This window comes from Maritimibacter fusiformis (assembly GCF_008086115.1).
Taxonomy (GTDB): Bacteria; Pseudomonadota; Alphaproteobacteria; order Rhodobacterales; family Rhodobacteraceae; genus Muriiphilus; species Muriiphilus fusiformis.
Map to the genome: position 1 here is coordinate 1 of NZ_VSIY01000016.1, position 21,893 is coordinate 21,893.

At 64.2% G+C, this 21,893-nt stretch carries 18 protein-coding genes and 1 tRNA gene; all 19 read right to left on the reverse strand.

The annotated features are described in order from the left end of the window. Entirely contained in the window at nt 1–1,176 is a 1,176-nt protein-coding gene (gene tuf / locus FVF75_RS16925; protein WP_148379067.1) for an elongation factor Tu, read from the reverse strand. 86 nt (nt 1,177–1,262) lie between these two features. Beyond that, nucleotides 1,263–3,386 carry an elongation factor G gene (fusA, locus tag FVF75_RS16930; RefSeq protein WP_148379988.1) on the reverse strand — a complete coding sequence of 708 codons (2,124 nt, stop codon included), beginning with the start codon at nt 3,384–3,386 and terminating at the stop codon, nt 1,263–1,265. Between the two features lie 19 nt (nt 3,387–3,405). Further along, nucleotides 3,406–3,876, reverse strand: a complete 471-nt coding sequence (gene rpsG / locus FVF75_RS16935; RefSeq protein ID WP_148379989.1) for a 30S ribosomal protein S7 — start codon at nt 3,874–3,876, stop codon at nt 3,406–3,408. A 12-nt stretch (nt 3,877–3,888) separates the two neighbouring features. Further along, a complete protein-coding gene (gene rpsL / locus FVF75_RS16940; RefSeq protein WP_043846677.1) occupies nt 3,889–4,260 on the reverse strand; it encodes a 30S ribosomal protein S12 in 372 nt (123 codons plus the stop codon). Nucleotides 4,261–4,612: 352 nt separating this feature from the next. Beyond that, entirely contained in the window at nt 4,613–8,881 is a 4,269-nt protein-coding gene (gene rpoC, locus FVF75_RS16945; RefSeq protein WP_148379990.1) for a DNA-directed RNA polymerase subunit beta', read from the reverse strand. A gap of 98 nt (nt 8,882–8,979) precedes the next feature. Then, complete coding sequence (rpoB, locus tag FVF75_RS16950) at nt 8,980–13,116, reverse strand: DNA-directed RNA polymerase subunit beta (RefSeq protein WP_148379991.1); 4,137 nt, start codon at nt 13,114–13,116, stop codon at nt 8,980–8,982. Between the two features lie 239 nt (nt 13,117–13,355). Continuing rightward, nucleotides 13,356–13,733: a 50S ribosomal protein L7/L12 gene (rplL, locus tag FVF75_RS16955; RefSeq protein WP_148379992.1), complete on the reverse strand. Its 378-nt coding sequence runs from the start codon at nt 13,731–13,733 to the stop codon at nt 13,356–13,358. Nucleotides 13,734–13,804: 71 nt separating this feature from the next. After that, nucleotides 13,805–14,317, reverse strand: a complete 513-nt coding sequence (rplJ, locus tag FVF75_RS16960; RefSeq protein WP_148379993.1) for a 50S ribosomal protein L10 — start codon at nt 14,315–14,317, stop codon at nt 13,805–13,807. 292 nt (nt 14,318–14,609) lie between these two features. Further along, nucleotides 14,610–14,867: a BrnA antitoxin family protein gene (locus FVF75_RS16965; RefSeq protein ID WP_148379994.1), complete on the reverse strand. Its 258-nt coding sequence runs from the start codon at nt 14,865–14,867 to the stop codon at nt 14,610–14,612. Then, a complete protein-coding gene (locus tag FVF75_RS16970; RefSeq protein WP_148379995.1) occupies nt 14,824–15,099 on the reverse strand; it encodes a BrnT family toxin in 276 nt (91 codons plus the stop codon). Before FVF75_RS16970 ends, FVF75_RS16965 begins: the two co-directional genes overlap by 44 nt. Nucleotides 15,100–15,220: 121 nt before the next feature. Further along, nucleotides 15,221–15,919 carry a 50S ribosomal protein L1 gene (gene rplA / locus FVF75_RS16975; RefSeq protein WP_148379996.1) on the reverse strand — a complete coding sequence of 233 codons (699 nt, stop codon included), beginning with the start codon at nt 15,917–15,919 and terminating at the stop codon, nt 15,221–15,223. A 3-nt stretch (nt 15,920–15,922) separates the two neighbouring features. Next, the gene (gene rplK / locus FVF75_RS16980) at nt 15,923–16,375 is read right to left on the reverse strand and encodes a 50S ribosomal protein L11 (protein ID WP_148379997.1); all 453 of its coding nucleotides are present in this window, start codon (nt 16,373–16,375) and stop codon (nt 15,923–15,925) included. A gap of 125 nt (nt 16,376–16,500) precedes the next feature. After that, complete coding sequence (nusG, locus tag FVF75_RS16985) at nt 16,501–17,034, reverse strand: transcription termination/antitermination protein NusG (RefSeq protein ID WP_148379998.1); 534 nt, start codon at nt 17,032–17,034, stop codon at nt 16,501–16,503. Between the two features lie 207 nt (nt 17,035–17,241). Further along, complete coding sequence (gene secE, locus FVF75_RS16990; RefSeq protein WP_148379999.1) at nt 17,242–17,439, reverse strand: preprotein translocase subunit SecE; 198 nt, start codon at nt 17,437–17,439, stop codon at nt 17,242–17,244. A gap of 71 nt (nt 17,440–17,510) precedes the next feature. Beyond that, nucleotides 17,511–18,641, reverse strand: coding sequence for a hypothetical protein (locus FVF75_RS16995; protein WP_148380000.1), 1,131 nt, complete (start codon nt 18,639–18,641; stop codon nt 17,511–17,513). Between the two features lie 96 nt (nt 18,642–18,737). Then, nucleotides 18,738–18,813: transfer RNA gene (locus tag FVF75_RS17000), tRNA-Trp, on the reverse strand. Nucleotides 18,814–18,869: 56 nt separating this feature from the next. Beyond that, nucleotides 18,870–19,841: a zinc transporter ZntB gene (locus FVF75_RS17005; protein WP_148380001.1), complete on the reverse strand. Its 972-nt coding sequence runs from the start codon at nt 19,839–19,841 to the stop codon at nt 18,870–18,872. Between the two features lie 46 nt (nt 19,842–19,887). After that, nucleotides 19,888–20,559 (reverse strand): CatB-related O-acetyltransferase, encoded by a 672-nt coding sequence (locus FVF75_RS17010; RefSeq protein WP_148380002.1) that lies wholly within the window; start codon nt 20,557–20,559, stop codon nt 19,888–19,890. 158 nt (nt 20,560–20,717) lie between these two features. Further along, nucleotides 20,718–21,893 (reverse strand): elongation factor Tu (gene tuf / locus FVF75_RS17015; protein WP_148379067.1); only part of this gene is annotated, 1,176 nt, incomplete at its 5' end.

Sequence of the window (21,893 nt, forward strand, 5' to 3'; positions counted from 1 at the left end):
TTACGCGAGGATTTTCGACACGACGCCCGAGCCGACGGTGCGGCCGCCTTCGCGGATGGCGAAGCGCAGGCCCTCTTCCATCGCGATCGGCGCGATCAGTTCGGCCTCGAACTTCAGGTTGTCGCCCGGCATCACCATCTCGGTGCCCGACGGCAGCGTCACCGTCCCGGTCACGTCCGTGGTGCGGAAGTAGAACTGCGGGCGGTAGTTGGCGAAGAACGGCGTGTGACGCCCGCCCTCTTCCTTGGTCAGGATGTAGACCTCGCACTCGAACTTGGTGTGCGGCGTCACCGAACCCGGCTTGCACAGCACCTGGCCACGCTCCACCGCGTCGCGGTCGATGCCGCGCAAGAGCACGCCCACGTTGTCGCCGGCCTCGCCGCGGTCAAGCAGCTTGCGGAACATCTCGACGCCCGTGCAGGTCGTCTTCTTGGTGTCCTTGATGCCGACGATCTCGATCTCGTCGCCCACGTTGATCACGCCACGCTCGATCCGCCCGGTCACAACCGTGCCCCGGCCCGAGATCGAGAACACGTCCTCGATCGGCATCAGGAACGGCTGATCGACAGCGCGCGCCGGCGTCGGGATGTATTCGTCCACCGCCGCCAGAAGCTCGCGGATCTTGTTCTCGCCGATCTCCGGGTCACGCCCCTCGAGCGCGGCCAGGGCCGAGCCCGCGATGATCGGGATGTCGTCGCCCGGATACTCGTATTCCGACAGCAGCTCGCGCACTTCCATCTCGACCAGCTCGAGCAGTTCGGCGTCGTCCACCTGGTCAACCTTGTTCAGGAACACCACCATGTAGGGAATGCCCACCTGGCGGCCCAAGAGGATGTGCTCGCGCGTCTGCGGCATCGGGCCGTCGGCCGCGTTCACCACCAGGATCGCGCCGTCCATCTGCGCCGCACCCGTGATCATGTTCTTGACGTAGTCGGCGTGGCCCGGGCAGTCGACGTGCGCATAGTGCCGCGCGTCGGTCTCGTATTCCACGTGCGCCGTCGAGATCGTGATCCCCCGCGCCTTCTCCTCCGGCGCCGCGTCGATCGCGTCATAGGCCTTGAAATCGCCGAAATACTTGGTGATCGCAGCCGTCAACGTCGTCTTGCCGTGGTCAACGTGACCGATCGTCCCGATGTTCACGTGCGGTTTGGAGCGTTCAAACTTTTCCTTAGCCATGATGGCCTCCTCTGGTCTTTACGGGCGGCGGGGTGAACCCCGCCCTACGGTGGATGGGTAGGGCGGGGGTCTCCCCGCCATCCCGGTTAAGCGTATTTCGACTGGATCTCGTCCGAGATGTTCTGCGGCACCGGATCGTAGTGGTCGAACTGCATGGTGAACTGGGCCCGGCCCGAGCTCATCGAGCGCAGCGTGTTGATATAGCCGAACATGTTGGCCAGCGGCACGAAGGCCGAGATCGCCACGGCGTTGCCGCGCGGTTCCTGCCCCGAGACCTGGCCGCGACGCGAGGTCAGGTCACCGATGATGTTGCCGGTGTATTCCTCCGGCGTGATCACCTCGACCTTCATCATCGGCTCGAGCAGCTTGGCACCCGCCCGGCGAAGACCTTCGCGCATGCACATCCGACCGGCGATCTCGAACGCCAGAACCGACGAGTCGACATCGTGGAACTTGCCGTCGACCAGCGCGACCTTGAAGTCGATCACCGGGAAACCCGCCAGCGGACCCGAGTCCATCACCGACTTGATGCCCTTCTCGACGCCGGGGATGTATTCCTTCGGCACCGCACCGCCGACGATGCGGCTTTCGAATGAATAGCCCTCGCCCGGCTCGGTTGGCGAAATCACCAGCTTGACCTCGGCGAACTGGCCCGACCCACCCGACTGTTTCTTGTGGGTATAGGTGTGCTCGATCTCGTGACCGATGGTCTCGCGATAGGCCACCTGCGGCGCGCCGATGTTGGCTTCGACCTTGAATTCGCGCTTCAGGCGATCGACCAGGATGTCGAGGTGAAGTTCGCCCATGCCCTTCATGATGGTCTGACCGGATTCGATGTCGGTCTCGACCCGGAACGAGGGGTCTTCGGCGGCAAGACGCGCCAGACCCTGGCTCATCTTTTCCTGGTCGTTCTTGGTCTTCGGCTCGACCGCGATCTCGATCACCGGATCGGGGAAGGTCATGGTTTCCAGCACCACCGCCTTCTGCGGATCGCACAGCGTGTCGCCGGTGGTGGTGTCCTTCAGGCCCGCCAGCGCGATGATGTCGCCGGCAAAGGCTTCTTCGATTTCCTGCCGGTCGATGGCATGCATCAGCATCATCCGACCGACACGCTCGCGCTTGCCCTTGGTCGAGTTCAGCATCTGGTCGCCCTTCTTGATCGTCCCGGAATAGATCCGGGTGAAGGTCAGCGAGCCCACGAACGGGTCGTTCATGATCTTGAACGCCAGCGCCGAGAACGGCTCGTCATCCGAGGCCGGGCGCGGAATGTTGCGCTCTTCGTTCTCGTCGTCCGGCGAGAAGCCCATCAGGGTGGGCACGTCCTTGGGCCCGGGCAGGAAATCCACCACGGCGTTGAGGAGCGGCTGCACGCCCTTGTTCTTGAAGGCCGAGCCGGCGAGCATCGGGAAGAAGGCCAGCGCCAGCGTGCCCTTGCGGATCAGCTTGCGCAGGGTCGCCTCGTCGGGCTCTTCGCCCTCGAGATAGGCTTCCATCGCATCATCGTCCTGCTCGACGGCAAGCTCGATCATGTTGTCGCGCCATTCCTTGGCCAGATCCTGAAGCTCGGCACGAATCGGCTGGCGAACCCAGCTTGCACCCAGGTCTTCGCCGATCCAGACCCACTCTTCCATCTTGATCAGGTCGATGATGCCCTCGAGCTTGTCCTCGGCCCCGATCGGCAGCGCGATCGGCAGCGGGGTGCCGCCGGTGCGGTCCTTGACCATCTTCACGCAGTTGAAGAAATCGGCCCCGATCTTGTCCATCTTGTTGACGAACACCAGGCGCGGCACCTTGTAGCGGTCGGCCTGGCGCCAGACGGTTTCGGTCTGCGGCTCCACCCCGGCGTTGCCGTCGAGCAGCGCCACGGCACCGTCGAGCACGGCCAGCGAACGCTCGACTTCGATGGTGAAGTCGACGTGGCCGGGGGTGTCGATGATGTTGAAGCGCGTCTTGGTCTCCGAGGTGCCTTCCGGCGTCGGGTCTTCCTGGCGCTGCCAGAACGTCGTGGTCGCCGCCGAGGTGATGGTGATCCCACGCTCGGCTTCCTGCTCCATCCAGTCCATGGTCGAGGCGCCTTCGTGCGTCTCGCCCATCTTGTGGTTCTTGCCGGTGTAGAACAGAATCCGCTCGGTCATCGTCGTCTTGCCGGCGTCGATATGCGCCATGATGCCGAAATTGCGGTAGCGTTCGAGGGGGTATTCGCGTGCCATAAACTCAGTCTTTCGGGTTTTACCAGCGGTAGTGGCTGAACGCCTTGTTGGCGTCGGCCATCTTGTGGGTGTCTTCGCGTTTCTTGACGGCGGAACCGCGACCGTTGACGGCGTCGAGCAGTTCGCCCGCCAGACGCTCTTCCATCGTGTTCTCGTTGCGATTGCGGCAGGCAGCGATCAGCCAGCGGATCGCCAGCGCCTCGCGGCGCTCGGGGCGCACTTCGACCGGCACCTGATAAGTGGCACCGCCCACCCGGCGCGAACGGACTTCGACCGAGGGCTTGATGTTGTCGAGCGCCTCGTGGAAGATCTCGACCGGCGCGCGCTTGACCTTGTCCTCGACACGGCCCAGCGCGTTGTAGACGATGGTTTCCGCGACCGACTTCTTGCCGTCGATCATCAGGTTGTTCATGAATTTCGTCAGGATCCGATCGCCATACTTGGCATCGGGCAGGACTTCGCGCTTTTCGGCGGCGTGACGACGGGACATCTCAAATTCCTCTTACTTCGGACGCTTGGCGCCGTATTTGGAGCGACGCTGACGGCGGTCCTTGACGCCCTGGGTATCCAGAACACCGCGCAGGATGTGATAGCGGACACCCGGAAGGTCCTTGACCCGGCCACCGCGGATGAGCACCACCGAGTGCTCCTGCAGGTTGTGGCTTTCACCGGGGATGTAGCTGATCACCTCGTAGCCGTTGGTCAGGCGCACCTTGGCGACTTTCCGCATGGCCGAGTTCGGCTTCTTCGGCGTGGTGGTATAGACGCGCGTGCAGACGCCGCGTTTCTGCGGGCACTGCTCAAGGTGCATGGACTTCGAGCGCTTGACTTTGGGCTGTCGCGGCTTGCGGATCAGCTGTTGGATCGTTGGCATTGGGTCTCGTTCCCCGTGTTGCAACACATTTCAAATCGTTTCAGCGTCATACGCGTCCGTAAAACGCAAGGTGCCGCACCCGCCCCATTCCCTTGGGGCGACGCGGTGGGTTCTCAGAGGATCGGGGCGCCCTCGCGGGTATGCCCGGATCGTGTCCACATGTCTTTTGCAGACAGGCGCGCGGGACAAGGCCCGGTAGCCCGAATGGCGCGCGTATATGGGGAGTCGGGGGGCTTGTCAACACGGGGTTTCGCGGAAAGAACGCCACGGCACCGTCGAGCCGACCGGAGGTCGCGAAAACCAGAAAGCCCCGCCGGATCGGCGGGGCTTTCCGTTGTCAGGTCCGCTTGGCTCAGTCGCGGCTGTCCTCGCCGTGATCCGGCGTCTCGTCCGGGTCGGGGCGCGTGCCGAACACGTCGTCGGCCGAGAACCCGTCGCCGTCGTCTTCCGGCGCGGCCAGGGCGGCGGCGGCTTCGGCCTCGGCGCGGGCCGCCTCGATCACCTTGCGGTCACGCTCCTGGGCGATGTGGCGCACCTCCATCGTGGCCCCGCCGGTGCCGGCCGGGATCAACCGGCCGACGATGACGTTTTCCTTCAGCCCGACCAGCTTGTCGCGCTTGCCCTGGACGCTCGCCTCGGTCAGCACCCGCGTGGTCTCCTGGAACGACGCCGCCGAGATGAACGAACGCGTCTGCAGCGACGCCTTGGTGATGCCCAGCAGGATCGGCTGACCCTGGGCCGGACGGCCCCCCTTGGCGATCGCCTTGTCGTTGGCGGCTTCAAACTCGGCCTTGTCCACATGCTCGCCCTTGAGCAGCGTGGTTTCGCCCGAGTCCATGATCTCCCACTTCTGCAGCATCTGGCGAACGATCACCTCGATGTGCTTGTCGTTGATCTTCACGCCCTGCAGACGATAGACGTCCTGCACCTCGTCGATCATGTAGTCCGCCAGCGCCTCGACACCCATGATCGCCAGGATGTCGTGCGGCGCCGGGTTGCCGTCCATGATGTAGTCGCCCTTCTGGACGAAATCGCCCTCGGCAACCGGGATGTGCTTGCCCTTGGGCACCATGTATTCCACCGGCTCGAGGCTTTCGTCCGTCGGTTCGATGGCGATGCGGCGCTTGTTCTTGTAGTCCTTGCCGAAACGCACATGGCCGTCGATTTCGGCGATGATCGCGTGATCCTTGGGACGCCGTGCCTCGAACAGTTCCGCCACCCGCGGCAGACCGCCGGTGATGTCCTTGGTCTTGGCGCCTTCGCGCGGGATACGCGCCACCACGTCGCCGGCCTGGATCGCCGCGCCGTCCTCGACCGACAGGATCGCGTCCACCGACATGGTGTAGGTGATCGGATTGCCGGCGTCGTTGCGCACCGGCTCGCCGTCTTCACCGACCAGGATCACCTCGGGCTTGAGGTCCGAGCCCTTGGGCGCCGACCGCCAGTCGGACACGATCTTCTGTGTCATGCCGGTCGCGTCGTCGGTGTCCTCGCGCACCGATATGCCCGAGACGAGGTCGACGAATTTCGCGGTGCCGGCAGCCTCGGCGATGATCGGCAGGGTGTAGGGGTCCCATTCGAACAGCTTGTCGCCGCGGGCGATCTTGGCGCCGTCCTTGACGTAGAGCTTGGAGCCGTAGCCCGGCTTGAACGACGCCCGTTCGACCCCGTTCTCGTCGATGATCGCGATCTGCATGTTGCGGCCCATGATGATCTCTTCACCCGAGGCGTTCTGCAGCGTGCTGGCGTTGCGGAATTCGACCTTGCCTTCATGGCTGGCTTCCTGGAACGACTGCTGGCCGCCCTGGGCGATGCCGCCGATGTGGAAGGTTCGCATCGTCAGCTGCGTGCCCGGCTCGCCGATCGACTGCGCCGCGATGATGCCGACGGCCTCGCCGACGTTCACCATCGTGCCGCGCGCCAGGTCTCGCCCGTAGCAGGTCGCACAGACGCCTTCCTCGGCCTCACAGGTCAGCGGCGAGCGGATGCGGATCGAGGCAAGACCCGCCGCCTCGACGGCATCGGCCTTGCGCTCGTCGATCAGCTCGTTCTTCGACAGCACGACCTCGCCGGTTGCCGGGTTGATGACATCCTCGGCGGTCACCCGGCCCAGAATGCGTTCGGCCAGGCTCGAGACCACTTCACCATCGTTGACCGCCGCGGACGCGGTGATCGCCAGTTCGGTGCCGCAGTCCTTTTCGCGCACGATGCAGTCCTGCGCCACGTCGACCAGTCGCCGGGTCAGGTAGCCCGAGTTCGCGGTCTTGAGCGCGGTGTCGGCCAGGCCCTTGCGGGCGCCGTGGGTCGAGTTGAAGTATTCAAGAACGGTCAAGCCTTCCTTGAAGTTCGAGATGATCGGCGTCTCGATGATCTCGCCCGAGGGCTTGGCCATCAGCCCGCGCATCCCGCCAAGCTGCTTCATCTGCGCCGGCGAGCCCCGCGCACCCGAGTGCGACATCATGTAGACCGAGTTGGGCTCCATCTCGGCGCCCGCATCGTCCGTGCGCACCGCCGAAATCTCGCCCATCATCGCGTCGGCCACCTGGTCGGAACACTTCGACCAGGCATCGACCACCTTGTTGTATTTCTCGCCCAGGGTGATCAGGCCGTCCATGTATTGCTGTTCGTATTCCTTGACCTGGTTGCGCACCGTCTCGACGATGCCCCACTTGGTTTCGGGAATGACCATGTCGTCCTTGCCGAAGGAAATCCCGGCCTTGAACGCCTCCTTGAAGCCCATCGACATGATCTGGTCACAGAAGATGACCGATTCCTTCTGGCCGCAGTAGCGGTAGACGGTGTCGATGACCTGCTGCACCTCTTTCTTGCGCAGCAGACGGTTGACCAGGTCGAACGGCGCCTTGGCATTCATCGGCAGCAGCGCGCCCAGGCGGATACGGCCCGGCGTGGTGTCGAAGCGCTTGTAGACCTCGTTGCCCTCTTCGTCGATCTGCTTGATCCGGGCCTGAACCTTGGCGTGCAGATGCACCTCGCCGGCATCCAGCGCGTGCTGAACCTCGTCGACATCGGCAAAGGCCATGCCTTCACCCTTCATGCCCTTGCGCTCCATCGTGATGTAGTAAAGCCCCAGGATCATGTCCTGCGACGGCACGATGATCGGCGCGCCGTTGGCCGGCGACAGCACGTTGTTGGTCGACATCATCAAGACGCGCGCTTCAAGCTGCGCCTCGAGCGACAGCGGCACGTGCACGGCCATCTGGTCGCCGTCGAAGTCGGCGTTGAAGGCCGAGCAGACCAGCGGGTGAAGCTGGATCGCCTTGCCTTCGATCAGCATCGGCTCGAACGCCTGGATGCCGAGGCGGTGCAGCGTCGGCGCGCGGTTCAGCAACACCGGGTGTTCGCGGATCACCTCGTCGAGGATATCCCACACCTCGGGGCGTTCCTTTTCCACCAGCTTCTTGGCCTGCTTGACCGTCGACGACAGCCCCTTGGCCTCGAGCCGCGAATAGATGAACGGCTTGAACAGCTCCAACGCCATCTTCTTGGGCAGGCCGCACTGGTGCAACTTGAGTTCCGGCCCGGTCACGATCACCGAGCGGCCCGAGAAGTCGACCCGCTTGCCCAGAAGGTTCTGGCGGAACCGGCCCTGCTTGCCCTTGAGCATGTCCGAGAGCGATTTCAGCGGGCGCTTGTTGGCCCCCGTGATCACCCGGCCACGGCGGCCGTTGTCGAACAGCGCATCGACCGATTCCTGCAGCATCCGCTTTTCGTTGCGCACGATGATGTCGGGCGCGCGCAGCTCGATCAGCCGCTTGAGACGGTTGTTGCGGTTGATCACCCGGCGATACAGGTCGTTGAGGTCCGACGTTGCGAACCGGCCACCGTCCAGCGGCACCAGCGGGCGCAGTTCCGGCGGAATGACCGGGATCACCGTCAGGATCATCCATTCCGGGCGGTTGCCCGACTCAAGGAAGTTCTCGACGATCTTGAGCCGCTTGATGATCTTCTTGGGCTTCAGCTCACCCGTCGCCTCGGCCAGATCGGCGCGCAGCTGCTCCGCCTCGCTCTCGAGGTCGATCGCGGCCAGCATCTCGCGGATCGCCTCGGCGCCGATATTGGCAGTGAAGGCGTCCGTGCCGTAAAGGTCCTGGGCGTCGAGGTATTCCTCCTCGTTCATCAACTGGCCATAGGTCAGGTCGGTCAGACCCGGTTCGATCACCACGTAGTTCTCGAAGTAGAGGATACGCTCGAGGTCGCGCAAAGTCATGTCCAGCATCAGGCCGATGCGCGACGGCAGCGACTTGAGAAACCAGATATGCGCAACCGGCGCGGCCAACTCGATGTGACCCATACGCTCGCGGCGCACCTTCTGCAGCGTCACCTCGACGCCGCATTTCTCGCAGACGACGCCGCGATACTTCATGCGCTTGTATTTGCCGCAAAGGCATTCATAGTCCTTGATCGGCCCGAAGATGCGGGCGCAGAACAGCCCGTCGCGCTCGGGCTTGAAGGTCCGGTAGTTGATGGTTTCCGGCTTCTTGATCTCGCCGTAGGACCACGACAGGATTCGTTCCGGCGAGGCCAGCGAGACCTTGATTTCGTCAAAGATCTTCTGGCTAGCCAGCGGGTTGAACGGGTTGGTGGTCAGTTCCTGGTTCATCTTGAATTCCTCAATCTGGTGCGGTCGGGGTGACGCGGCGCCAATCCTTTGCGAAAGGATTGGGCAAAAGCCTTGTCAGGCTTTTGCCGTGGGCGCCGTTACTCATCCTCCTCCGCATCCAGGAGTTCCATGTTGAGGCCGAGACCCCGGACTTCCTTGACGAGCACGTTGAAGCTCTCGGGAACGCCGGCCTCGAAGTTGTCCTCGCCCTTGACGATCGACTCGTAGACCTTGGTGCGGCCGGCCACGTCGTCCGACTTCACCGTCAGCATTTCCTGCAGCGTGTAGGCTGCGCCGTAGGCTTCCAGCGCCCAGACTTCCATCTCGCCGAACCGCTGCCCGCCGAACTGCGCCTTGCCGCCCAGCGGCTGCTGGGTGACCAGGCTGTAAGGCCCGGTCGAACGGGCGTGGATCTTGTCGTCCACCAGGTGATGCAGCTTGAGCAGGTACTTGACGCCGACGGTCACGGGGCGGGCGAACTGCTCGCCGGTGCGGCCGTCGAACAGGATCGACTGGCCCGAGGTGTCGAAACCCGCCCGGATCAGTGAATCGTTCACGTCGGCCTCTTTTGCGCCGTCGAACACCGGGGTCGCGATCGGAACGCCACGGGTGACGTTCTCGGCCGCGGCGACCAGCGTCGCCTCGTCCATCTTGGCGATGCCCTCGTCATAGACATCGTCGCCATAGCTGTGATGCATCGCCTCGCGCACCGGGGTCAGGTCGCCCGAGCGCCGGTATTCGCCCAACGCCTCTTCGATCTGCATCCCGAGGCCGCGCGCCGCCCAGCCCATGTGGGTTTCGAGAATCTGACCGACGTTCATCCGCGACGGCACACCCAGCGGGTTGAGGCAGAAATCGACCGGCGTGCCATCCTCGAGGAACGGCATGTCCTCCATCGGCACCACCTTCGAGATCACGCCCTTGTTGCCGTGACGCCCGGCCATCTTGTCGCCCGGCTGCAGCTTGCGCTTCACGGCGATGAAGACCTTGACCATCTTCATCACGCCCGGCGGCAGGTCGTCGCCGCGGCGCACCTTTTCGACCTTGTCCTCGAAGCGGTGCTCCAGCGCGCGTTTCTGCGCCTCGTATTGCGAATGCAGCGCCTCGACCTGGGCCGCGTCCTGTTCGTCCTCCAGCGCCAGTTGCCACCACTGGCCGCGCGACAGGCTGTCCAGCAGCGCCTCGTCGATCTTCGATCCGGCCTTGACGCCCTTGGGCCCCTTCACCGCGGTCTTGCCTTCGATCATCGAGCGCAGACGGGCGTAGATGTTGCGATCCAGGATCGCCAGCTCGTCGTCGCGGTCGCGCGCCAGGCTCTCGACCTCTTCGCGTTCGATCTGAAGCGCACGTTCGTCCTTCTCGACGCCATGGCGGTTGAACACCCGAACCTCGACGACAGTGCCGAAATCGCCCGGCTTGACGCGCAAGCTGGTGTCGCGCACGTCCGACGCCTTTTCACCGAAGATCGCGCGCAGCAGCTTTTCCTCGGGCGTCATCGGGCTTTCGCCCTTCGGGGTGATCTTGCCCACCAGGATGTCGCCCGGCTGCACTTCGGCGCCGATATAGACGATGCCGGCCTCGTCGAGGTTGCGCAGCGCCTCTTCGCCCACGTTCGGAATGTCGCGGGTGATCTCTTCCGGCCCGAGCTTGGTGTCACGGGCCGCGACCTCGAACTCCTCGATGTGGATCGAGGTGAACACGTCGTCACGCGCCACGCGCTCGGAGATCAGGATCGAGTCCTCGTAGTTGTAGCCGTTCCACGGCATGAAGGCGACGACCACGTTCTTGCCGAGCGCCAGTTCCCCCATGTCGGTGGAGGGGCCATCGGCGATCACCTCGCCCTTCTCGACGGTCTGCCCCACGGTCACCAGCGGGCGCTGGTTGATGCAGGTGTTCTGGTTCGAACGCTGGAACTTGCGCAGCCGGTAGATGTCGACCCCCGGATCGCCGATCGACAGATCCTCGGTGGCACGCACAACGATACGGGTGGCGTCCACCTGGTCGATCACGCCGGCCCGGCGGGCCTGGATCGCGGCGCCCGAATCGACGGCGACCTTGCCCTCGATCCCGGTGCCGATCAGCGGCGCCTCGGCCTGCAGCAACGGCACTGCCTGTTTCTGCATGTTCGAGCCCATCAGCGCGCGGTTGGCGTCGTCGTTCTCGAGGAACGGGATCAGCGAGGCCGCGACCGAGACCAGCTGTTTCGGCGACACGTCGATCAGGTCGACGCTTTCGCGCGGCGCCATGGTGTATTCGCCCGACTGGCGGGTGTTCACCAGGTCGTTCTCGAACCGGCCATTTTCGTCGAGATGCGCGTTCGCCTGGGCGACGGTGTGGCGCATTTCCTCGGTGGCGGACATGTATTTGACCTCATCGGTCACCTGCCCGTCCACGACCTTGCGGTAGGGGGTTTCGATGAAACCATACTTGTTCACCCGCGCAAAGCTGGCGAGGTTGTTGATCAGGCCGATGTTCGGGCCTTCCGGCGTCTCGATCGGGCACATCCGGCCATAATGCGTAGGGTGCACGTCGCGCACCTCGAACCCGGCACGTTCGCGGGTCAGACCGCCCGGGCCAAGCGCCGACAGGCGGCGTTTGTGGCTGACTTCCGACAGCGGGTTGGTCTGGTCCATGAACTGCGACAACTGCGACGAGCCGAAGAACTCGCGCACCGCGGCGGCGGCGGGCTTGGCGTTGATCAGGTCCTGCGGCATCACCGTGTCGATCTCGACCGACGACATGCGCTCCTTGATCGCGCGCTCCATGCGCAGCAGGCCGACGCGATACTGGTTTTCCATCAGCTCGCCGACCGAGCGCACCCGGCGGTTGCCCAGGTGGTCGATGTCGTCGATGTCGCCGCGGCCGTCGCGCAGGTCGACCAGCGCCTTGATGCAGGCCACGATATCCTCGCGGCGCAGCGTGCGCTGGGTGTCGTCGGCGTCGAGGTCGAGGCGCATGTTCATCTTGACCCGGCCAACGGCCGAAAGGTCATAGCGTTCGCTGTCGAAGAACAGGCTGTCGAACAGCGCCGAGGCGGCGTCGACGGTCGGCGGCTCGCCCGGGCGCATCACCCGGTAGATGTCCATGAGCGCGGTGTCGCGGCCCATGTTCTTGTCCACCGCCATGGTGTTGCGGATGTAGGGGCCGACGTTGACGTTGTCGATGTCGAGCACCGGGATATCGGTGACACCGGCGTCGACCAGCTCTTTCAGCGTGCCGCCGGTCACGTCGCCGTTCTTGTCGACTTCCCAGGTCAGTTCATCGCCGGCCTCGACGTAAATCGCGCCGGTCTTCTCGTCGATGATATCCTTGGCGACATAGCGCCCGACGATCGCGTCGAACGGCACCAGCAACTCGGTGACCTTGCCTTCGTCGATCAGCTTCTTCACCGCGCGCGGCGTGACCTTCTTGCCGGCTTCGAAGATGACTTCGCCGGTCTTGGCATCGACCAGGTCCATGGTCGGACGGGTGGCGCGCACCCGCTCGGGGAAGAACTTGGTGACCCAGCCCTTGTTCTTCACCAGCTTGTAGTCGACGGTGTCGTAATAGGCATTCATGATGCCTTCCTGATCCATGCCCAGGGCATAGAGCAGCGTCGTCACCGGCAGCTTGCGGCGACGGTCGATGCGCGCGAACACGATGTCCTTGGCGTCAAACTCGAAATCCAGCCACGAACCGCGGTAGGGAATGATTCGGCAGGCGAACAGCAGCTTGCCCGAGGCATGGGTCTTGCCCTTGTCGTGGTCGAAGAACACGCCCGGAGAGCGGTGCATCTGGCTGACGATCACCCGCTCGGTGCCGTTGACCACGAAGGTGCCGTTCTGGGTCATGAGCGGCATGTCGCCCATGAACACGTCCTGTTCCTTGATATCCTTCACCGACTTGGCGCCGGTGTCCTCGTCGACATCGAATACGATCAGGCGCAGCGTGACCTTGAGCGGCGCCGAATAGGTCATGTCGCGCTGCTGGCATTCCTCGACATCGTATTTCGGCGCCTCGAGCTCGTATTTCACGAACTCAAGCACCGCGGTCTCGTTGAAGTCGTTGATCGGAAAGACCGACTGGAACACCCCCTGGATGCCGTCGCCATCGGTGGGCTCGGGCCCGTCGCCGGAGTTCAGAAAGAGGTCGTAGCTCGACTTCTGAACCTCGATGAGGTTCGGCATTTCCAGGACTTCGCGGATCTTGCCATAGTATTTGCGGAGACGTTTCTGACCGAGGTAGGACTGCGCCATCGGGAATACACCTATTCTTTTCTCACTGACGCGCCAGCCGTCGGGCCCCGGCCGCGCGCCGTTCGAGATGGGGGGTTCGGATCAATTCCCGGGTGCCGTCCCACCGGCGCCCTCCCGATCCGCGAACCACGCCTTGGAAAAGGCTTGTCGTGAAGCCCTTGCCAAGACAGGTTCGGCTGGGCCCGGAATTCCGGACCCAGCCAGTGTTTCAAACGGCGGGGATCAGCCCGCCAGAGCCGTCAGGCCACGTCGACTTCGGCGCCGGCACCGGTGAGCTTGGTCTTGATCTCTTCGGCTTCGTCCTTGGACACGCCTTCCTTGATCTTGCCACCGGCTTCGACCAGGTCCTTGGCTTCCTTGAGGCCAAGACCGGTGATCGCGCGGACTTCCTTGATGACGGCGATCTTGTTGCCGCCGGCCGACTTCAGGACGACGTCGAATTCGGTCTTCTCTTCGGCGGCTTCGCCACCGGCGTCGCCGGCGGGGCCGGCCATCATCACGGCGCCGCCCGCGGCGGGCTCGATGCCGTATTCATCCTTGAGGATGGTTTTCAGTTCCTGGGCTTCGAGAAGGGTCAGACCCACGATCTCTTCAGCAAGTTTCTTCAGATCAGCCATTTTACTGTTTCCGTTTTCTGGTCATGTGATCCAACGTCAGCGATGCTTCGCCACGCCGGTCTCGGGGTTGCTTACGCAGCCTTTTCCTCGATGGTGGAAAGGATGGATGCGATGTTCGAAGCAGGTGCGCCAATGGCACCGGCGATGTTGGCAGCAGGCGCGCCGATCTGCGACACGATCTGAGCGATGAGCTCTTCACGCGACGGCATCGCGGCGACGGCTTTGACACCGGCCGGATCCAGAGCCGTTTCGCCCATGGCACCGCCGAGGATCACGAGTTTTTCGTTACCCTTGGCGTATTTGTCCATGACCTTGGCCGCAGCCACAGGGTCTTCGGAGAAGGCGAGAACGGTCATCCCCTCGAGGTATTCGGTGATCGAAGCCACCGCTTTGCCTTCAAGGGCGATCTTGGCGAGCTTGTTCTTGGCAACACGCACCGACCCGCCCGCTTCACGCATTTGCGCGCGCAGGTCCTGCATTTCAGCAACCGTGAGACCTTCGTAGTGGGCAACCACGACGACGCCAGAGCTTTCGAAGATCTGGCCGAGTTCCTCGACCACTTTCTCTTTCTGGGCTCTATCCACAGTTTCACTCCAAGTATGGAGGGTTTTGCGACCCTCCGGCTCATGTTTCACCGGGCTTTGGGCCCGATGGTCGAGTCCTTACGGGTCTGCCAATCTCGCCCCGGAAGGCCTGGGCCAACCGAAGAAATCCGGGTCTACCCGTCTCAGGCAGGAATTATGGAAGCAAAAGCGCCACCACCCGCCGTCTCGGACGAATCGACAGGCCGCCACGAACGACTCGGGCGACCTGACAGGCGAGGGGTGTAGTATCTCGCGGCGGAAAAGAAAAGCCCCAAATGCGGGATTGGTGAGGCTACTCCAGCCCCGCCGCTTTTCGCAATGCTTCGTTCATTCGGCTTTGCCATCCCGCCCCTTCGGCCTTGAAGGCTTCGATCACGTCAGGGTCCAGCCGGATCGTCGTGGAAACCTTGGTGACAGCCGCTTTCGGCCTGCCCCGCTGCACCGGTGCCTTGGCAATCTTCCTGGCCCAGTATTCCGTGGACAGATCGGGCAGGTCTTCATCGGGCTCACTGCTCAAGTCGCGGTCCGTATGCTCTTTTCTCGCGCTCATTTGCCTTCCTCATGCTGATCACTCGAATCGCACCCTGACGCGGCGTCCATGCCATCACCACCAGGCGGCCCGCCAGGAAACCGATGGTAAGGTTTCGTGTCTCGCCATAATCCCGCCGATCATCCTCGACCGTCAAATGGGGACCGTCGAACACCGCCATCGCGTCCGCCATGTCCAGCCCGCGAACCTCAAGGGTCGTGTCGCGCTTGGCGGGATCATACTCGATCTTCATTTTTTGTTACTACACTAAATAGGACAAGAACGCAGTTCATGCAAGCTTGCGTTGGTGAAAAATGCAAAAAAGGCGGGCCCACCGGACCCGCCTTTGTGCAAATTCAACTGTCGATCCGGCGTCAGTTGCCGGTGGCGCTGTCGATGCTGACCGAGACACCCGGCCCCATCGTCGAGGACAGGGACACCTTGCGCATGTAGGAGCCCTTGGCGCCGGCCGGCTTGGCCTTCTGCACCGCGTCCACGAAGGCGCGCACGTTCTCGACCAACTTGCCCTCGTCGAACGAGACCTTGCCAACGCCGGCGTGAACCACACCGGCCTTTTCGACCTTGAACTGGACCTCACCGCCCTTGGCGGCTTCGACGGCCTGTTTCACGTCCATCGTCACGGTGCCGACCTTGGGGTTCGGCATCAGGTTGCGCGGGCCGAGGATCTTGCCCAGGCGCCCGACGACCGGCATCATGTCCGGGGTGGCGATGCAGCGATCAAACTCGATCTTGCCGCCCTGAACGATCTCCATCAGGTCTTCGGCACCGACGATGTCGGCCCCGGCGGCCTGTGCCTCTTCGGCCTTCGCGCCGCGGGCAAAGACGGCGACGCGCACGGTCTTGCCGGTGCCGTTGGGCAGCGAGACCACGCCGCGGACCATCTGGTCGGCATGGCGCGGGTCGACGCCGAGGTTGACGGCGATCTCGACGGTTTCATCGAACTTGGCGTTGGCGTTCGATTTGACCAGCTTGACGGCATCCTCGACCGACACGTCGGACTTGCCGGCAAAGGCTTCGCGGGCGGCGCGGGTACGTTTTCCGATCTTGGCCATGACTTACCCTTTCACCTCGATACCCATCGACTTGGCAGAGCCGATGACGGTCTTCATCGCGCCTTCGATATCGACGGCGTTCAGGTCTTTCATCTTCGCTTCCGCGATCTCGCGCACCTGCGCGACCGTCACGGTTCCGGCGACGGTGCGGCCCGGCGCTTCGGAGCCACGCGGGCGGTTGCGCTTGCCGACCGGCTTGAGCCCGGCTGCCTTCTTGAGGAAATACGCCGCGGGCGGCGTCTTGATCACCATGGTGAACGACTTGTCGCCGTAATAGGTGATCTCGGTCGGGCACGGCGCGCCCTGCTCCATGTCCTGCGTCTTGGCGTTGAACGCCTTGCAGAATTCCATGATGTTGATCCCGCGCTGACCAAGGGCGGGGCCCACGGGCGGCGACGGGTTGGCTTGACCTGCAGGGATCTGCAGCTTCATCTTGCCGACGACTTTCTTGGCCATCTGGCCTCTCCTTCTTTCAACACCGGCAAAACGCGTTTCACCGGCCTCGGTTGATGTGGTCTGGTCCGGACGACGCGTCGCCCTCGCCTCCCACACGGATGCCGGGCATCGGCCCGGCCGTCACCCTAGCCCTGTTTCGTGACCTGGGTGAATTCCAGTTCGACCGGGGTTGCCCGGCCAAAGATCGACACCGACACCTTGAGGCGCTGGTTGTCCTCGTCGATGCCCTCGACCATGCCGTCGAAGCCCTCGAACGGGCCGTCGGTGACCGCGACCTTCTCGCCCACGTCGAAGGAAATCAGCGTGCGCGGTGCCGCCTCGCCTTCCTCGACCCGGCCAAGGATCGCCTCGACCTCGGCATCGCGCATCGGCATCGGGCGGCCCTGCGGGCCGAGAAAGCCGGTGACGCGGTTGATCGAGTTGATCAGGTGATAGCCCTGGTCGGACATTTCCATGTGCACCAGCACATAGCCCGGCATGAACCGGCGCTCGGTGGTGACCTTCTTGCCGCGGCGCACTTCGATGACCTCTTCGGTCGGGACCAGAACCTCGTCGATCTCGTCCTCGAGCCCGGCATCGGCGACAGCAGTTCTGATCTGCTCGGCGATCTTCTTCTCGAAATTCGAGAGAACGCTCACCGAATACCACCGTTTCGCCATCTGTTTCAGCCTCGCATCGTATCCGGCGGCGTGCCGCCGATCGTCAATGAATTCCAAGCGGTTGCGCCGCTTCGCCCGAAACAAAAAGCGGCGTGCAACTCGAATCATTGCACGCCTGTTCGGGAATTGAGGCTCGCTCTACCCGTGAAACCGTGTGGATTCAAGCCTTTTGGCGCCTGCCGTTCCGGCCCGAACGCCCACGCCGCGTCAGCCGAACAGGTTGAGCACCCCGGACAGACCCGTGCGGATCGCCAGATCGACCAGCGAAAAGAAGATCGCCGTCAGCGCGGCGAGCGCAAAGACCATGCCGGTCGTGGTCAGCACCTCGCGGCGGGTCGGCCAGACCACCTTGGCGACTTCGGAGCGCACTTGCTGAATGAACTGGAACGGGTTGGGTCTTGCCATCAATTCTGCCTTTCGCGGAACAGGGCGCACATACGGCAAGTGCCGGGGGTTTTCAAGCCCGCCTTGCGTGCTCAGACGACCTTGTCGCCGCCGCGGGAGAAAATCGCGGTCACGGCGCGGCGCAACCGGCGGGCAAACAGCAAGGTGCCGGCCATCAGGGCCAACGGCAAGGCCATCGGAAGCATCCGCGAGATCAGCCCCGGATCATAGCTGACCAGCCCCACCACCGCCATGCCCAGCCCGACCTTGACGAGGAAGGCCAGATCGAACCCGGTGCGCGGCGCCGGGGAGACCGGCGGAGCTTCCGGCGCCGGCGCGTTGACCGCGCGCGGCACCACCCGGCGCACCGCGACATTGCCCGACGCCACCCTTGCAGGGGCCGGTTGCTGCGCCTCCGGCGGCGCGCGCCGGGCCGCGATGCGGCCAAGTGGGCTGTTGGGCGCGATCGACTTCGCCAGGGGCACCGCCGGCTGGCCCGGCCCTGAGATCGGACCGGCGTCATAGCCATCCCCCGGCGTGCGCGGCCCCGCCGTCGCACGGTTCAAATACCAGCGAACCACCCCGAACAGCGCCACGCCCAGCGCGATCAGCCAGCCGTTCCCGCGCGTCTTCATCGGCACACCCTTGGGGGCCAGCGCCGCCGCGCGCCCCTCGAGGAACGGCTCGACAAAGATGAACTCGTCGCTGCGCTCCAACCCCTGCTCCTCGATCGCGTCGTAGGCGAGCGCGGCATAGGTTCCCGTCAATTCGCCAAAGCCGTTCAGATCGAACACCGGCCGGCCTTCGATCTCGGCAACCATGAAATCGTCGATCCGGTCGACAAACGCATCCCGCTGGGCCTTGGTCAACACCATCGCTGCGCGCACCACCTGCACGCCCGGAACGTCCTGCGAACCGAACATCATGTACATGAACCGGGTGCCGGTCCGCACCCCGTTGGTCCGCTTGATCAGTTCGTAATTGCGGTCGGTGTCGATCCAGCCACGCACATGCACCTCGTCCGCGGCGTGAATGTCGCCATCCCGGCGCAACGCGGACAGATCGACGACCGGCGGCGGAGCCTCCGCCAGCGCCGCCGCCTTTTCGGCCTGTTCGGCCAATGCGCCGCGATAGCTCATCTCGGCCAGATAGCCGACCCCGCCCGCCAGCGGGAAATACGCCCACCAGGGCAAAACCAGCAAAAGAATGAAAAGACGCTGCACGCTCCGACTCCGCCCGGATGATCCCGGCCCAGATTCGCGGCGGAATCCGGCAGCGATTTGGCGGGAACGCGGAAATATCTGGGATGTCGGAGGAAATGGCAGGGGCAGCAGGGCTCGAACCCGCGACCTACGGTTTTGGAGACCGTCGCTCTACCAACTGAGCTATACCCCTGTGGCCGGCCTGTGACATACGAAAGCGATCCTGCATTTGCAAGGGGCAAAGCGGCCTCAGAACCACCGTTTCCAGCGCAGAAAACCAAGCACCCCCAGCGCCACCGCCAGCATCGCGCCCGCGAACAGCGCGAAGGCGCGCGGATCGTCGGTGCCCGGCATCCCGGCGATGTTGATACCGAACAACCCGGTGAAAAAGCCCAGCGGCAGGAACACCGCCGACAGGATCGACAGCAGATACATGTTGCGGTTGATCCGGTCCGAAAGCTGCCCGGCCAACTCCTCGCGCAGCACCGAAAGCTGTTCGCGCATCGCGTCGAGGTTTTCCACCAGCCGGGTGATGCGGTCGTGAACCTCCAGCAGATGCCGCCGGTCGTCTGCGGCCAGAAGCGGCCCGGTCGCGCGCATCAGCGCCTCCAGCGCGTCGCGTTGCGGTGCGATATGGCGGCGCAGCGTGATCGCGGCCAGCCGGATGGTCATCACCGTGCGGCGCTGATCGGGGTCGGGGGTGTCGATCACCCGTTCCTCGATGTCCGCCGCCGCCTCCGACAGGTTCGCGGCGAAGGTCTCGATCTCGTTGTTCAGAAAATCCGCCAGCGCCGCCAGAAAGGCGCCGGCGGTCGAGGGGCGATCCGGCCCGGCGAAGCTGGCGACGAGGTCGTCCAGCACTGGCATCGGCTGGCGTGACAGTGTCACGATGCGATGCGGATCGGCCCAGATGCGAACCGAGACCATGTCCTCCGGGTCGGCCCCCGCACCGGGGTTGATGCCGCGCAGCACCAAGAGCACCCCGTCGCCGATGAAGGTGGCGCGCGGCCGGGTCTCCTCGGCCACCAGCGCCTCGGTGGCGTGGTCGTCGAGATAGCCGAGATGCGTCTCGATCCAGGCGCGCGTGCCCGGGTCGGTGGCCGGCAGATGCACCCAGGCAAGATCGTCGGCGCGCAGGGCCGCGATGGCCTCGGCTTCCGACAGAGGCTGACCGGCGCGGGGCCCGTCCAGCGCATAGGCATGGCGTAGCAGGCTTGTCATGCACCCATCCTGCCAGCGCCGCGCGGCACCGGCCAGCGCAATCGCATCACCTGCCCGGGCGCAACCGCGCCACCGCCGCCGCCAGCGCATCGACATCCGCCGAGGCCAGAACCGGTACCAGCGCGCGGATCTCCGCAAGCGGCAGATCCCACCACGCCAGCCGGTCGAGCAGCGCCGCGACCTCGGGCGCGAACCGCGCGCGGACCTCGCAGGCCGGGTTGCCGGCCACCACGCTCCAGCCCGGCACGTCGCGCGCCACCACCGCGCCCGCGCCGATGATCGCGCCATTGCCGACGGTCACCCCCGGCAGGATCAGCGCACCATGTCCGATCCAGACATCATGGCCGATCACCGTGTCACGCCCCCTGGCGAATTCCTCACGGTAGAGATCCAGAACCTCGTGGTTGAACATCGCGAAGGGAAAACTGGAAAACCAGCGTTTCGGATGGTCCGCCGACGAGGTGATGAACCGCGTGCCATGGGCGAACTGGCAAAACCGCCCGATCACCAGACGCTCGGGCGCACCGGCATAAAGATAGGGCGCGATCCGGGCGGCATGGTCCGCGACCGGGTCGAAATCGTTGTAATAGGTGTGATCGCCGACCTCGATGTTCGGGTGGTCGATGACACGGGCAAGCTGCACGGTCTGGACATGCGGCTCACCATCGAGACGGGTCAGGGGATGACGCGCATCGGCGTCGAGAAAGGGCGCAGGCATGGCTGAACTCCTGTGAAACGGGTTGCGTTCAATTCAGGTCGGTTCAGCGCTTGTCCATCTGGCCCTCCATTGGTGGTGGGGGCAAGTTTAGACGATCCCACCGGATGAGAAAAGGGCCGCCCCGAAGGACGGCCCCTGCAATTCTCTCGACGCGCCTCTTACGCGAGGATTTTCGACACGACGCCCGAGCCGACGGTGCGGCCGCCTTCGCGGATGGCGAAGCGCAGGCCCTCTTCCATCGCGATCGGCGCGATCAGTTCGGCCTCGAACTTCAGGTTGTCGCCCGGCATCACCATCTCGGTGCCCGACGGCAGCGTCACCGTCCCGGTCACGTCCGTGGTGCGGAAGTAGAACTGCGGGCGGTAGTTGGCGAAGAACGGCGTGTGACGCCCGCCCTCTTCCTTGGTCAGGATGTAGACCTCGCACTCGAACTTGGTGTGCGGCGTCACCGAACCCGGCTTGCACAGCACCTGGCCACGCTCCACCGCGTCGCGGTCGATGCCGCGCAAGAGCACGCCCACGTTGTCGCCGGCCTCGCCGCGGTCAAGCAGCTTGCGGAACATCTCGACGCCCGTGCAGGTCGTCTTCTTGGTGTCCTTGATGCCGACGATCTCGATCTCGTCGCCCACGTTGATCACGCCACGCTCGATCCGCCCGGTCACAACCGTGCCCCGGCCCGAGATCGAGAACACGTCCTCGATCGGCATCAGGAACGGCTGATCGACAGCGCGCGCCGGCGTCGGGATGTATTCGTCCACCGCCGCCAGAAGCTCGCGGATCTTGTTCTCGCCGATCTCCGGGTCACGCCCCTCGAGCGCGGCCAGGGCCGAGCCCGCGATGATCGGGATGTCGTCGCCCGGATACTCGTATTCCGACAGCAGCTCGCGCACTTCCATCTCGACCAGCTCGAGCAGTTCGGCGTCGTCCACCTGGTCAACCTTGTTCAGGAACACCACCATGTAGGGAATGCCCACCTGGCGGCCCAAGAGGATGTGCTCGCGCGTCTGCGGCATCGGGCCGTCGGCCGCGTTCACCACCAGGATCGCGCCGTCCATCTGCGCCGCACCCGTGATCATGTTCTTGACGTAGTCGGCGTGGCCCGGGCAGTCGACGTGCGCATAGTGCCGCGCGTCGGTCTCGTATTCCACGTGCGCCGTCGAGATCGTGATCCCCCGCGCCTTCTCCTCCGGCGCCGCGTCGATCGCGTCATAGGCCTTGAAATCGCCGAAATACTTGGTGATCGCAGCCGTCAACGTCGTCTTGCCGTGGTCAACGTGACCGATCGTCCCGATGTTCACGTGCGGTTTGGAGCGTTCAAACTTTTCCTTAGCCAT

Coding starts and splice junctions, on each gene's coding strand:
- rpoC (WP_148379990.1), bottom strand. CDS start 8,881: ATGAACCAGGAACTGACCACCAACCCGTTCAACCCGCTGGCTAGCCAG.
- nusG (WP_148379998.1), bottom strand. CDS start 17,034: ATGGCGAAACGGTGGTATTCGGTGAGCGTTCTCTCGAATTTCGAGAAG.
- fusA (WP_148379988.1), bottom strand. CDS start 3,386: ATGGCACGCGAATACCCCCTCGAACGCTACCGCAATTTCGGCATCATG.
- rplK (WP_148379997.1), bottom strand. CDS start 16,375: ATGGCCAAGAAAGTCGTCGGCAAGATGAAGCTGCAGATCCCTGCAGGT.
- secE (WP_148379999.1), bottom strand. CDS start 17,439: ATGGCAAGACCCAACCCGTTCCAGTTCATTCAGCAAGTGCGCTCCGAA.
- rpsG (WP_148379989.1), bottom strand. CDS start 3,876: ATGTCCCGTCGTCACGCCGCCGAAAAGCGCGAAGTCCTGCCCGATGCC.
- FVF75_RS17005 (WP_148380001.1), bottom strand. CDS start 19,841: ATGACAAGCCTGCTACGCCATGCCTATGCGCTGGACGGGCCCCGCGCC.
- FVF75_RS16970 (WP_148379995.1), bottom strand. CDS start 15,099: ATGAAGATCGAGTATGATCCCGCCAAGCGCGACACGACCCTTGAGGTT.
- rplL (WP_148379992.1), bottom strand. CDS start 13,733: ATGGCTGATCTGAAGAAACTTGCTGAAGAGATCGTGGGTCTGACCCTT.
- tuf (WP_148379067.1), bottom strand. CDS start 1,176: ATGGCTAAGGAAAAGTTTGAACGCTCCAAACCGCACGTGAACATCGGG.
- FVF75_RS17010 (WP_148380002.1), bottom strand. CDS start 20,559: ATGCCTGCGCCCTTTCTCGACGCCGATGCGCGTCATCCCCTGACCCGT.
- rplA (WP_148379996.1), bottom strand. CDS start 15,919: ATGGCCAAGATCGGAAAACGTACCCGCGCCGCCCGCGAAGCCTTTGCC.
- FVF75_RS16965 (WP_148379994.1), bottom strand. CDS start 14,867: ATGAGCGCGAGAAAAGAGCATACGGACCGCGACTTGAGCAGTGAGCCC.
- rpsL (WP_043846677.1), bottom strand. CDS start 4,260: ATGCCAACGATCCAACAGCTGATCCGCAAGCCGCGACAGCCCAAAGTC.
- rpoB (WP_148379991.1), bottom strand. CDS start 13,116: ATGGCGCAGTCCTACCTCGGTCAGAAACGTCTCCGCAAATACTATGGC.